This window comes from Thermoanaerobaculia bacterium (assembly GCA_035593605.1).
Lineage (GTDB): Bacteria > Acidobacteriota > Thermoanaerobaculia > UBA2201 > DAOSWS01 > DAOSWS01.
In genome coordinates this window covers 63,409-77,021 of the sequence record DAOSWS010000003.1, presented here as the reverse complement: position 1 = coordinate 77,021, position 13,613 = coordinate 63,409, and the positions used below count along the sequence as shown (strand labels likewise).

Annotated in this window: 11 protein-coding genes; 9 read left to right on the top strand and 2 right to left on the bottom strand. The window is 53.1% G+C overall.

The annotated features are described in order from the left end of the window. The first annotated feature begins 3 nt into the window (after nucleotides 1-3). Nucleotides 4-1,488: a F0F1 ATP synthase subunit beta gene (gene atpD / locus PLD04_02310; GenBank protein HXK67152.1), complete on the top strand. Its 1,485-nt coding sequence runs from the start codon at nucleotides 4-6 to the stop codon at nucleotides 1,486-1,488. Then, the gene (gene atpC / locus PLD04_02305; GenBank protein ID HXK67151.1) at nucleotides 1,488-1,886 is read left to right on the top strand and encodes an ATP synthase F1 subunit epsilon; all 399 of its coding nucleotides are present in this window, start codon (nucleotides 1,488-1,490) and stop codon (nucleotides 1,884-1,886) included. The genes atpD and atpC overlap by 1 nt, the downstream gene beginning before the upstream one ends. Nucleotides 1,887-1,941: 55 nt before the next feature. Here the strand turns inward: atpC and PLD04_02300 are convergent, their stop codons facing one another. Together PLD04_02300 and PLD04_02295 are read right to left on the bottom strand one after the other, a co-directional pair. Continuing rightward, a complete protein-coding gene (locus PLD04_02300) occupies nucleotides 1,942-2,871 on the bottom strand; it encodes a hypothetical protein (GenBank protein HXK67150.1) in 930 nt (309 codons plus the stop codon). After that, complete coding sequence (locus tag PLD04_02295; protein ID HXK67149.1) at nucleotides 2,868-3,872, bottom strand: hypothetical protein; 1,005 nt, start codon at nucleotides 3,870-3,872, stop codon at nucleotides 2,868-2,870. Before PLD04_02295 ends, PLD04_02300 begins: the two co-directional genes overlap by 4 nt. Nucleotides 3,873-4,017: 145 nt before the next feature. Between PLD04_02295 and PLD04_02290 the strand changes: the two genes are divergently transcribed. The 7 genes from PLD04_02290 to PLD04_02260 all read left to right on the top strand — a co-directional run bounded on the left by PLD04_02290 (nucleotide 4,018) and on the right by PLD04_02260 (nucleotide 13,613). After that, the gene (locus PLD04_02290; GenBank protein HXK67148.1) at nucleotides 4,018-5,769 is read left to right on the top strand and encodes a glutamine--tRNA ligase/YqeY domain fusion protein; all 1,752 of its coding nucleotides are present in this window, start codon (nucleotides 4,018-4,020) and stop codon (nucleotides 5,767-5,769) included. Between the two features lie 48 nt (nucleotides 5,770-5,817). Next, nucleotides 5,818-7,296: a glutamate--tRNA ligase gene (gltX, locus tag PLD04_02285; GenBank protein ID HXK67147.1), complete on the top strand. Its 1,479-nt coding sequence runs from the start codon at nucleotides 5,818-5,820 to the stop codon at nucleotides 7,294-7,296. Between the two features lie 134 nt (nucleotides 7,297-7,430). Next, entirely contained in the window at nucleotides 7,431-7,607 is a 177-nt protein-coding gene (locus PLD04_02280; GenBank protein HXK67146.1) for a hypothetical protein, read from the top strand. Beyond that, nucleotides 7,604-7,933, top strand: a complete 330-nt coding sequence (locus tag PLD04_02275; protein ID HXK67145.1) for a hypothetical protein — start codon at nucleotides 7,604-7,606, stop codon at nucleotides 7,931-7,933. Before PLD04_02280 ends, PLD04_02275 begins: the two co-directional genes overlap by 4 nt. An 18-nt stretch (nucleotides 7,934-7,951) precedes the next feature. Beyond that, nucleotides 7,952-9,598: a urocanate hydratase gene (gene hutU, locus PLD04_02270; protein ID HXK67144.1), complete on the top strand. Its 1,647-nt coding sequence runs from the start codon at nucleotides 7,952-7,954 to the stop codon at nucleotides 9,596-9,598. Further along, nucleotides 9,595-9,990, top strand: coding sequence for a hypothetical protein (locus PLD04_02265; GenBank protein HXK67143.1), 396 nt, complete (start codon nucleotides 9,595-9,597; stop codon nucleotides 9,988-9,990). Before hutU ends, PLD04_02265 begins: the two co-directional genes overlap by 4 nt. Next, complete coding sequence (locus tag PLD04_02260; protein ID HXK67142.1) at nucleotides 9,987-13,613, top strand: ATP-binding protein; 3,627 nt, start codon at nucleotides 9,987-9,989, stop codon at nucleotides 13,611-13,613. The genes PLD04_02265 and PLD04_02260 overlap by 4 nt, the downstream gene beginning before the upstream one ends.

The window sequence follows — 13,613 nt, the reverse complement described above, 5'->3', positions numbered from 1 at the left end:
AGGATGAATGTTGGTACTGTCGTACGAATTGTTGGCCCCGTAGTCGACGTGAAGTTTCCTGAGGACAAACTTCCGGAAATCTATTCAGCTATTCTGATTGAAGATACCAAAGCAGAACCTCCCATCCGGGTCATCGCCGAGGTCGCTCAACATCTCGGGGAAAGTATTGTGCGATGTATCGCCCTTCACCCGACGGATGGAATGGTGCGAGGCATGGATGCCCTGGATACCGGAAAGGGCATCACAACCCCCGTTGGGAAGGAAACCCTCGGGCGGGTGCTGAACGTTGTCGGTGACCCCGTTGATCTTCTCGGTGAAGTGAAAGGTTCCGAACGCTGGCCCATTCATCGGGAGCCCCCCTCTCTGGATGAACAATCGACCCAGACAGAGATGTTTGAAACCGGTATCAAGGTTATTGATCTCCTCGAGCCCTACACCCGGGGTGGAAAGACCGGACTCTTTGGGGGAGCCGGAGTTGGCAAAACCGTTCTCATTATGGAGCTGATCAACAACGTTGCCTTAAAGCACGGCGGCTACTCCGTCTTTTCAGGCGTAGGGGAGCGGACCCGTGAAGGAAACGACCTCTGGCTCGAGATGCAGGAAGCGGGCGTTATCGCCGCAGAGAAGGATAAGGACGGGGAAATCATCCGTGATGAAAAGGGCAGAATCAAGCTTCAGCCCGGAAAATCCAAGGTCGCTCTGATCTATGGCCAGATGACCGAACCCCCGGGCGCCCGTCTGCGGGTTGGTCTCACGGGGCTTACCGTTGCGGAATACTTTCGTGATGCTGAGGGACAGGACGTACTGCTGTTTATTGATAATATCTTTCGTTTCGTTCAGGCCGGATCCGAAGTGTCCGCCCTGCTTGGCCGTATGCCCTCGGCCGTAGGGTACCAGCCGAACCTTTCCACTGAAATGGGTGAACTGCAGGAGCGGATCACGACTACAAAAAAAGGTTCGATTACGTCGGTTCAGGCCATCTACGTTCCCGCGGACGATATTACCGACCCTGCGCCGGCCACGACCTTCGCTCACCTGGACGCCACTACGGTACTTTCCCGACAGATTGCCGAGCTGGCGATCTATCCCGCTGTGGATCCCCTGGCTTCTACCTCCAAGATTCTGGATCCAAGGATTATCGGAGATGAACACTACATGGTGGCCCGGCGCGTCCAGGAAATTCTCCAGCGATACAAGGATCTTCAGGACATCATTGCGATCCTGGGTATGGAAGAACTGTCAGAGGACGATAAGATCACGGTTGCACGCGCACGGAAGATTCAGCGATTCCTCTCTCAACCCTTCCATGTCGCGGAACAGTTCACGGGTATGGCCGGAAAATACGTCAAACTCGAAGATACGATCAAGGGTTTCAAGGCCATTGTGGAGGGCCAGCACGATGACCTTCCCGAACAGGCCTTCTACATGGTGGGAACCATCGAGGAAGCCGTGGAAAAGGCCAGACGTCTCGCGGATGAGGCTGCCTGATGAAGCTGGAAATCGTCACCCAGACCCGGAAACTTGTTGATTCCGACGTGGATAGCGTTTTTTTTCCGGGTTTCAAAGGTGAAGCTGGGATTCTGCCGGGGCATGCGCCTCTTCTGGCCACCCTGGGAATCGGAGAGCTCCGATATCGGACGGGGGTGAGGGAATCGTACCTCGCGATCAGCCATGGCTTTGCAGAGATCCTTCCTGACAGAATCATCATCCTGGCGGAGGAGGCTGAAAAGCCGGAAGAAATTGACGTGGAAAAGGCAAAAGAAGAGGCCCGGGTCGCCCAGGAAGCCATGCAGAAGACCTACGGGCAGGAACTGGTTAAAGCCAGGGCTCAGCTTTTGAAGGCCCACACCCAGATCTCCGTTGCCAAACGGATTTCCCGCGACTGACATCCATACAGGAAATAACATGTTACCGGGGCGCCGAAGGGCGCCCTTTTTGTTTTTATGGAGTTAGAGATTCCAGGACGATGAAGCTGGAGGTCTGAAAGGTGTGGATGAAGGGGATGTCATCGTCGGGAGAGCTGTTCCTGTTAATGAAGAGGGTAAGCAGGGGGAGTGCAGAATAGGTATCCGGGAAAAACCAATCTTTCGGGATGGAAAACTCGATTGTGACGGAGTGCATTGCTCCAGGTTCAAGATGTACAGGAGAAAACGTGTACCTAAGAAAGGCTGAGCCCCAGAAAAAAAGCTCGGAGGAAATCGTTTCCATTTCGGGGGGCGGCAGAGTGGAAGCTTTTATTTGCGGATTCAGAATACCGTTCGGGAGGAAGATTTGCCATGTGGGGACGTTATCCGTCGATACAGAAAGATCGTACCCGGTCCGGTTTTCCAGGATGTACGTAAATGAAACCCGTCGCTCTGCTTCAACACGGCTCGGTCCATTTATCATTTGTACAATTCCAAGATCCGGCTGATTATAGAAAAAGGGTACAAGTTTCTTTGCGGAATGATTTACCGTGATCACAAGATTATGATTCCAAAGATCCCATGTTTCCCTTTCATTGTTGGTCTGCAGTAGCTTTAGATCCACACAGGTTGTCTGATCGGGTTCGAGAGGCCCAACGTGAAGGGAATGGCTGTACCATGACGGATTTGTCGGATGGGGATATTCAGTTGTCAACAGTACGACCGATGAATCGTATCGTTTGATCAGGGAATAGGCGTTTCCAATCCCTGTTGTCCACCAATCCAGCTGAGTCGAAACATTCGTAAAGCAGATCCTGTACACAGGTTCTTCTCCCTGGAGGATCTTATTGGGCCCGTCGATACAGATTCGAAGGGAATCGGTGACCTTACAGACAGGATTGTCGTGTCCGGCGAAGAGATGGGCCGAGATGAAAAGTGTGAGCAACAAACCCCGTTGGACACTCATGGGAGTTCTGTCCCAATCTCGAGTCTTGATTCGGTCCTTCGGGTCCTTTGTCCGTCATCATCTTTATTGCAAACATAGTTCGACGTCTGATGGAAGTCCCGGTACGTCATTCCATCATAGAGGGAATGTTCTTCAAACCAATAGATGGAAGGAAAGGTATGGCCCGGCTGGTCGCTGAGATTGGGCCGCTTCGCAGTGACGGTCACCTCGATCCATGCCTCTTCCCCTGGCTGCAGCGGAGCAAAATAGGCGTTCGTATACCCCCATTCATCCTGGATCCAACCCGTCGCGTTCGATTCGGATATCGACACGACAGGGGTAAAGGCACCGGTGTACAGAACCATTCCCATGCCTGTTTCTGAATCTGAACCCATGACTCGTCCGCAGTGATTGATCGCGGAAAAGCGCATCGTTCCCGTTTCATCCTGGTTCCAGAAGTAGGTACTCAGTTCGATCGACAGGTCGAGGCAGTCATCTCTCATGCGGGTAACCGATAGTACATCCCGCAAGCTGCTCCAGGTCGTTCCGTTGTGTGGACAACTCTGCGAGTCAGAAAACTCCACGGAAAATTGGAAGGGTGACCTTAATTCCTGGTACCGGGCATGGCTTTCCACCCAGATTGTAAATGTAAGTTCGTTTTGGACTGGAATTCTTGGCAGAGATTTGAGAGTGTAGCTCGTGGCCCAGTCGTTGAAAATGGGGAAGTCGGATGGTATCAGGTCGGGTTCGTCTCCCTGGTTTGTCGAAACCGCCTGGACAACCAGGTAAGGGGCAAAAAACCTGAATTCGCACAGGTACAGAGGGTTGTCGGCAGTGGGAATGACGTGAAAGGTGAGGGGATAGGGGCCCGGTCCCGTAAACTCCGATTGGTCCAGGGTAATCGTGGCGCAGGTGAAATTTGAACTCAGCTTTGTGGCACAGGGGCCGGCGGCAGAAAGGTTGAGGGAGATACCCGAAATAAAATACGACAGAATTAGAATTAGACCGGATCCCCTTGCCATGTCCCCATTCTAGCACGATGCGGACTCGATTATTCGATGCAAAGCTTCCTGTATTCCCCTCACTCCTTTCCCGATGACCGGCGCACAGGCTTCTCCTGTGTTACAATTTTTGCTTCGGAAGTTCTGAACATGAAAGAGGCTTTGTATGGTCAATGAACATGATTCCAAAAGATCGGCTGCGGTTACAGAGAGTGAGGCGTCGGGAGAAAAGACATCTTCCCCGGTTCATTTCATCAAGCAGATCATCAATGAGGACCGGAAAAACGGGAAGAATGACGGCCGGGTCCACACCCGCTTTCCCCCAGAGCCGAACGGCTATCTCCACATCGGTCACGCCAAGGCGATCTGCCTGAATTTCGGCCTGGCGGCGGAGTATGGCGGGAAGTGCAACCTGCGATTCGACGATACGAACCCCCTGAAGGAAGATCAGGAGTACATCGACGCGATCCGGCACGATGTCCGCTGGCTCGGATTTGACTGGGAGGACCGGGAGTTCTACGCCTCCGATTACTTCGAGCAGCTCTACGAGTGGGCGGTTGCCCTGATACGGAAGGGAAAAGCGTACGTTTGCGACCTCACTCCCGATGAAATTCGGGAATACCGGGGAACGCTCACCGAACCTGGAAAAGAAAGTCCGTACCGAAAGAGAACCATAGAAGAAAACCTTGATCTCTTCGAGAAAATGAAGGCCGGAGAATTTCCCAACGGAGCAAGGGTTCTCCGGGCCCGCATCGACATGGCCCATCCGAATCTAAACATGAGGGACCCGGTCATGGTGAGGATTCTCCATGCCTCTCACCCACGATCGAGGGACAAATGGTGTGTCTATCCAACCTACGATTGGGCCCACGGGCAGTCCGATTCGATCGAGGGAATCACCCACTCCATCTGTACGCTGGAGTTCGAGGCCCATCGGCCCCTATACGACTGGTTTATCCGGGAACTGGGCATCCATGCCCCCCAGCAGATCGAGTTTGCTCGCCTCAACCTGACCCACACGGTTATGAGCAAGCGCAAGCTTCTCGAACTGGTGAAAAGCGGAATTGTTTCCGGGTGGGACGATCCTCGAATGCCCACGTTGTCAGGACTGAGGCGCAGAGGGTACACACCGGAATCGATCCGCGATTTCTGTGATCGTATCGGTGTAGCCAAGAGGGACAGTACCGTCGATATTGCCCTGCTGGAGCACTGCCTCCGTGAAGATCTCAATCGCCGGGCTCCCCGCTACATGGGTGTGGCCCGTCCTCTGAAAGTCACCATCACGAACTACCCGGAAGACCGGGTCGAGTCTATGGATTGCATCAATAATCCGGAGGATCTGGAAGGTGGAACCCGTAAGGTGCCCTTCTGCCGGGAGCTCTATATCGAGCAGGAAGATTTCCGTGAGGATCCACCAAAGAAGTTTTACCGCCTGTCCCCCGGCAGAGAGGTCCGCCTTCGATACGCCTATTACATCACCTGCAATGATGTTGTGAAAGATCCGAAAACAGGTGAGATTATTGAGCTTCTTTGCACTTACGATCCGGAAACCAGGGGAGGGGATTCCCCGGACGGCAGGAAGGTGAAGGCCACCCTCCACTGGGTTTCCGCCAGGCACGCCGTTCCTGCGGAGTTCAGGCTCTACGATCATCTCTTTCTCTCCCAGGATCCTGAGGATGTTCCGGAGGGTCAGGATTACAAGGAAGGGATCAATCCGGATTCCCTTGAAGTATTGGACAATGCCCGCATCGAACCCGCCGCGGCGGAGCTCAGGGTGGGAGACTTCCTGCAGTTTGAACGCCAGGGATATTTCACCGTTGACCCGGATTCCTCCAGGGGCGGTCCGGTCTTTAACCGGAGCGTCACCCTGAAAGATTCATGGGCGAAAATTGAAAAGGCCATGCAGGTGGCGAGTTAGCCTCCTCGTGCTTTACACGGGCATGACCTTCCTGTACCATACCGCGCTATGACTGTCCGAGTACGATTTGCTCCATCCCCCACGGGATACCTCCACGTCGGAGGAGCCCGAACCGCCGTCTATAATTACCTCTTCGCCCGCAAGCGTGGAGGAACCTTTATCCTTCGGATCGAGGATACCGATGTTGAACGGTCCACGCAGGCCGCGATCGCCACGATCCTGGAAGGCATGGAGTGGATGGGACTTTCCTGGGACGAAGGTCCCTTCTATCAGAGTCAGGGTCTCAAGGATCACGTGGAAGCCGCGAATCGCCTCATCGATCAGGGTGCCGCCTACCGCTGCTTTGCCACATCCGACGAGCTGAAAGAACAGCGGGAAGCCTTCATGAAGGAGGGAAAGACCTGGCGGTACGATGAGCGGTACCGATCCATGGATCCGGAGGAATCGAAGGCTATGGCTGAGAGGGGTGTTCCTTACGTGATCCGCTTTCGGGTTCCCCGGGAGACCGGTAAAATCGTATCCTTTCAGGACCTGGTTTACGGACCCCAGGAGCGGTCCACGGCGGAGATGGAAGACTTTGCCATGGTGCGGCCGGACGGTTCTCCCCTCTATAACTTAAGCGTGGTTATGGATGACTCCTCCATGAATATTTCCCACGTCATCCGGGGCCAGGACCATCTGGCCAATACTTTCAAGCAGATACTTCTTTATGAATCGCTGGGAAAACCTACTCCTGAATTTGCCCACCTTCCCCTGATTCTGGCTCCGGACAAGAGTAAGCTTTCGAAACGCAAGCACGGTGAAGTCGTTTCCGTTACAGCATACCGGGATCGTGGATTTCTGCCTCACGCCTTTGTAAATTTTCTCTCCCTCGTGGGATGGAATCCCGGTGAGGACCGGGAGATCATGTCCATGGACGAGCTGGTTGAACTCTTTGATCTCTCCCGTGTCAACCGCGCGAACGCCGTCTTTAACTTTGACGAGTCGCGAGGGGAGTGGACGGATAAAAAAGCCATATGGATGAACGGCCAGTACATCTCTTCCACGCCGATCGAAACACTCATCCCCTGGATCAGGCAGATACTTCAGAAGCACGATCTCTGGTCTGATTCGTTTGAGAATGAATGTCGAAACTGGTTTATCCGATGCATGGACCAGTTGCGTCAGCGATTTTTTTCTCTGGAAGACTTTGCCACGCTGGGCCGGGCCTACCTTTCTGATGAATACGCCATGGATCCGGCAGGGTATGAAAAACGTGTCCTTAAGCAGGCGGAGCCTTTGCTGGATTTGCTTCCGAAGGTCATTTCTTTACTGGAAGAGATCGACCCCTTTGAGCACGATCCCCTTGACGCTGCGATTACTTCCTTTTGTGAGCGGGAAAATGTGAAGATGGGTCTCATCAATAATGCCATCCGGGTTCTGGTGACCGGTCAGCCGGTAGGTCCTGGCATCTACGAGGTGTTATCTCTAATTGGCAAAGAGCGTGTCCTGATGCGTCTGCAGAAGGGTCTCTCCAATCTGCAATAAAACATCATGATCCCCGGGGATCATAAACTTTGGTTTTCTTTCCAATCCGCACTCAGGCAGAATCCTGGCGTATCTCATAATCGGGCGTTGTTGAAGGGCTTGGCCCCATCTTTCGGGTGGGGTACAATACAGGCATGAAATGCGAACGCTGCCATCAGAACTCCGCTGAATACATAATCAAGAAGACCCCCCCCGGCATGGACGTCCAGGGTCAGAAACTCCACCTCTGTTCCGACTGTGCCGCTGCATTCATTCAGAGGGATACTGTGAGTATCGTCCGAATCGCCCGTAAAGATAAGGACGATGAATGACGACCTTTCTGGTCGACAGTGACGTGATGGGGCGGGGGAATGATGAACTCGGGTCGATTCTGATTGAAAAATTCTTTACATCCTTGAGTGATGCAGATACCCTGCCCGAATCGATCTATTTTTACAATACGGGAGTGCGCCTCTGTACAGAAGATTCTCCTGTAGCCTGTTACCTGAGGATCCTTCGCGAACGGGGAGTCCACCTCTATGCATGCGGAACCTGTTTGAACCACATGGACCTCACAACGATAGAGGAGGTGGAAGGAGGCACGATGAAGGCCCTGGTGGATCACCTGTGCTCGGGGCAGGGGATAATTAAGATTTAACGATTTCAGGAGGTCGGTATGACAATCGTTCACGCAAAAAGGGGGACGGACCTTGAGTGCAAGGGTTGGCTTCAGGAAGCCCCTTTACGGATGTTGCTAAACAACCTTGACCCTGAAGTGGCGGAGATTCCTGAAGAGCTGGTGGTGTATGGAGGCAGTGGTAAAGCTGCCCGCAACTGGGAAGCATTTCACGCGATCGTCAGATCCCTGCAGTCTCTTGATTCCGATGAAACCCTTCTGGTTCAATCAGGGAAACCGGTCGGAATCTTCAAAACACACGAAGATGCACCCAGAGTCCTCATCGCCAATTCCAACCTGGTTCCTGCCTGGGCTACCTGGGAAGAGTTCAGACGACTGGATGCCCTCGGGCTCATCATGTATGGACAAATGACTGCAGGATCCTGGATCTATATCGGGACCCAGGGCATTCTCCAGGGTACCTACGAGACCTTTAATGAGTGTGCCAGACAACATTTCGGCGGGAGTCTCAAGGGTCGTCTCCTCGTTACCGCCGGATTGGGAGGCATGGGGGGGGCTCAGCCCCTCGCGTGCACAATGGCAGGGGGAGTGTGTCTGGCTGCGGAAATCGATCCCGACAGAATCCGGAGAAGGCTCGATACGGAATATCTGGATGAATCCTTTGACGATGTGGACAGGGCCATCGACCGTGCCCTGGAGGCAAAAGAACATGGAGAGGCCGTGTCGATTGGTGTGGCCGTCAATGCGACCGATCTACTGACTCGATTGATCGAGCGGAATATCACTCCCGACGCCTTGACCGACCAGACCAGTGCCCATGATGAGCTCAACGGATATATACCATGCGGCATGACCTATCCGGAAGCACTCCAGCTCAGAAAATCAGATCCGGAGTCTTACATCCAGAAATCCTATGAAACGATGGCCCTGCACGTGAGGAGTATGCTCACGCTTCAGGAGCGGGGCTCCATCACTTTCGACTACGGAAACAATATCCGTGCGCAGGCCAAGAAGGCGGGAGTGAACAATGCCTTTGATTTCAAGGGTTTTGTGCCGCTCTTCATCCGCCCCCTCTTCTGCCAGGGAAAGGGTCCCTTTCGCTGGGCCGTTCTCTCCGGAGATCCGGAAGATCTTTATCGTACCGACCAGGCCGTTCTGGAAACCTTTCCCGATAATGAGCCTTTAAAACGCTGGATCCAGATGGCTCAGAAGAGGGTCAAATTTCAGGGTCTGCCATCCAGAATCTGCTGGCTGGGATATGGCGAGAGGGATAAGATGGGGCTCGTATTCAACGACCTTGTCGCTCGTGGTGAGGTGAAGGCTCCTATCGTAATTGGCCGTGATCATCTCGACTCAGGTTCAGTTGCATCTCCGAACCGGGAAACCGAAGGGATGAAAGATGGAAGTGATGCTATTGCGGACTGGCCTCTGTTAAATGCGATGTTAAACACTGCCGCAGGGGCTACCTGGGTCTCCATTCATCACGGTGGGGGAGTGGGGATGGGATTTTCCATACACGCGGGAATGGTGGTTGTGGCGGATGGTACACAAGCCCAGGCAAGGAGATTGAAAAGAGTACTGACGACGGATCCGGGGACCGGGGTCATGCGCCATGTGGATGCGGGGTATGATGAAGCGATGGATATGGCGCGGCGTTTTGGCATAAAGATCCCCATGATGAAGTGATTCAGGGGCTCCTTCTTCTCGTTCTTCTTCAGCCCGCATCCTCCATTCAGGAGGGTTTTCAGAGTCTGAATCCGGACATATGGAGCACATTTATCTCGCGGGAGCACACCGTCCTGGTCTCGCTGCCCCCGGCCGATATCTCTGATCTCGATCTTGGAAGGGACCAGCTTCTCGTTCTCATCCGGGAGCTTTCCCGGTCGGGAAAGACGGAAACCTTTACGATCGAAGAATATAACCTGGGAAATCCTCCCAAAGGCATGGGTCTGTACCTTGCGGAATGGACCTATACTTCCATTTCAGGAGTCACAACCCGGCAATCGTGCCTGATTGTTGTGGAACAGAGCGAATCGGCCTGGTCTCTTTCGGAAATATCCTGTAAATCGATCTTATGACCGCACTATTTTCCCTGATTCTGGGAATTGTCCTTGGGCTGGGATCCCGACGATGGCGCAGTTTCCTCTGGGGCATGCTCCTTCCCGTCATGGTTTTGCTGATCACGGCTTTCATTCCTCCAAGGACCCTGGGAGAGAGGATTCTGGAACATCAGGGAAGACGGCTGCAGGAGTACCTTCACATCCGATATGAAAGCCTGGAATCGGTTGCACGTGCCCTGGCTAATCTCGACTATGTTCAACCGGATGATATCGACAGGGTAATGGAACGGGCTCATTTCCACGGATGGTGGACCCTCTATGATGAATCGGGTTCAGCCATGCGGTGGAATCATCATATTCTCAGGCGTCCCGTTTCGGGCCATTCCGCTCTGTCCTGGACGCTGGAAGGATGGCTTCTAACAAAGATACAGAAAGTGAAGGGAGGAGAGGTTCTGCTTGCTCTTCCGCAGGAAAAGACCCCTCTTACCTTCGGGATCGATCAGGTTCTCTATTTTCCTCTCAGACAGTTTGCCCCCCTCCTCGAACAGACCACCCAGGCGGAAGCGGTCTACCTCTGGAAAGAGCAGAATGTCCCCCCCATGCTTCAGGTAAAGGTATCGACTCTGCCTTTTACATCCCTTAAATCCTCAGCCGTGCGATGGATGTACGGCCAGAGCATCCTTTTTCTGATTGGATTTATCTTATCGGCCATCAAACGGGTTCCTTTCTGGGCGCCGCTATTCTTGAGAATCCTCCTGATCCCCGTGCCCTGGGCCTCCATGGGGTTCAGGGGATGGTATGTGGATTCGACTCAATTCAGTCTCACATTCCTGTACCCATGGATGGCAACCGCTCTGGATACCTTGCTGACGCTGTGTGCTGTCGGGTGGACCATCATGCTCCTGCGGCCCCGGTTGATTAAGAGAACCAGGACTTTCCGGGGGTTGATTTTCGTGGCAGTAACCGGTTCCTTCATCCTTCTTACATTGATTGCGGCCGGAAATTTTGGAGAATCCTCAAAACCCTTCTGGGGGTGGGTAATTGCAGGTTTGATCCTGATGACCTCCCTGATGATTTCCATCAGGGAAAAGGAAACTCCCGGGAAAACATCCTCTTTACTCCTGAACGGCATTGTCCTTGTGCTTATGCTGTCGACGCCCTGGTTTCCCTTTCCGTGGCCTGCGCTGATTGTGGTCGCCCTTGTTGGATATGTCGTTCTGAGAGGGGCACTCAGCCCGGTTCTTTTGCCATTAACCCTGGTTTTTATGACGTTGGTACCTACCCACTATGCCAGGGAAGATTTTCAGAAAAGAGATATTGAGCTCCAGAAAGCCAGAAGGACCGTGCATCGAAGCCTTCTTCAGCTCGCGTACCTGAACGGTCCCGTCATTACCTTCTTTAAAGATTGTGATCTTACGAATCTCTTTCCCCATGCGGCGTACCTCACGGACTGGGATTCCCTGGCCTCCATTCTTGCCCGCGAGAGTGGCCTTCTGGCCAGGGGCACGTTTGTTTCTCTCTCCGTGGTCCGTAACGATAGAGTCGTCTCCACCTATTCAAACGTGGCCATTCCCGAGGTGGGGGTTGAATCGGAATCGTTCTGGCAGGTGACGGAAGAACAGGTGTTCGGGTATGTGCGCCCCATTTATCACGCAACATTTCCCGTATTAATGGAGGGACGTCCCTGGGGAAATGTCCTCACCAGGGTGATGGTGGATGACCCCCGGATTCCATTGAATGTGTCTCCCTGGAAGGGAAGACATCGTCCGCACCATCTGCTCTCTCTTTACGGAAGAAACGGTGAATTACTTTCCTATGAAGGCAGGCCACTCTTACCTGCGTTACCTCCCGCCTGGCGTGCAGGATATGATCGTTGGATCTATCGATGGGGGACCGGCTGGATTTACAGGGTGAGAGATGGAAACAACTACTACCTCTTTGCCGTCCCTGACGATCTCCGTACCTTTCCCTTCACCCTGCTGGGTCTTGCCTTTCTCCTGGGGTGTACCTTCTGGGTTACCACCCGTCCCTTTCCGAGAGGTTCCCTGGTCAGGCAGCTTCTCGTAGCAGCATTGAGTGCTCTTGTTGTGTTCTTTATCTGTATCGCGATCCTGCTGGGGATGACCGTGACCTATTCATCGGTTGAAGTCAGGCAGCAGGTATTCCTTCAACGAGCGGATCAGCTTGCCCGAATGGCCGATCAACTCCTGAACGATCAGGCTCTCGATGATCCGCAGATTGGTTATTTGCTTTCAGAACTGGCCGGAAGTCATCTTCTTCTCTATCGTCAGGGGCACCTTGTCTATTCGACCTTGCTGGGTCTGGGTGACTTTGAGCCGACTCTGCGGGATCTGCGCCCCTCCATCCTGGAACAATTGGAAAAGAGCGGGTTTGTGTCCATGGTCTCCGGTGCCCAGAGCATGATTCTCATCTCTCTCCCGGGATCACTCACACAGGTTGCCTTCTCCAGGCCCCGCGAGGATCTGGCTCCTGCTCTCCCGCGATGGTTTGATATCCTGGCCGGTACGGGTTTGACCCTGTTCGGTCTTTTACTTCTCTTCATTCTTGCCTCATCCAGGAAAATTGTCTCTCCTCTGCTGCATCTGACACAGGAAGCACGTTCAGTAATGTCCGGTGAACTTTCCCATCTCTCCGTTCAATATGGAGCCCGGGAGGTGGAAACTCTCTCTCAAGCTCTTGTTTCCATGGTGGACACACTTCGCAAGGAAAAGGAATCCCTCGCGATTCTTGTGGACAATCTTCCTCCCGCTGTGGCCCTTGTGGACAAATACAAGTCGATCCTGCAGGCAAATGAAGCTTTTCGTAACCTTCTCTCTACGGTCTCTCTGGAGGATATTCTTCAAGCCAAGAATAAGATGGTCTCAGCCGGACAGGAATGGCAGATTCAGCAGGTTCCTTTACATGGAGATCGTATGCTCATTGTGGCTGAAGATCTCACGGATGTGATGAAGAGTGAACGATATGAAGCCTGGTTCCGGATGGCCCGCATCATTGCGCACGAAATTAAAAATCCATTGACTCCGTTAAGGCTTACGCTGGATTATATAAACGAGATTGCAAATCGAAACCCGAAGGAACTGCTGGAGGAGCTTCCACAGTTGACGGTGGAAATGATAGAACAGATGGATGAATTGAATCGAACCGCATCTGAATTTTCAGATTTTGCAAAGATTACGGAGGCTCACAAAGAACTCTTTGATTTTCGTAACTCCATCGAACAATGGCTCGCCCCCTTTCTCCATCACGGGAATGTCACGATCCTGCTTCCTGAAGGTCCTGTGTGGATCGAAGGGGATGAGCGGCTGCTGAGAAGAGCTGTATTGAATATCATGAATAACGCATTGCAGTCTTCATCTCCAAGCCCTCCCGTAGAAGTACTTCTTTCCGCCAGCGAGGAAACCACTATTCTGAGTATATCCGACGAAGGCCCGGGTGTGCCAGATGCCATGCTCTATCAGATATTTGAGCCTTATTTCTCGACCAAAGTCGGAGGGACAGGACTGGGGCTTGCCATTGCGCGTCGGATTATATCGGACCATGGGGGGCATGTGGAGGCGGAAAATAGAGAGAATGGCGGATTCATCATACGAATTCACTTTCCTCCCGGTAAAACGCCGTGA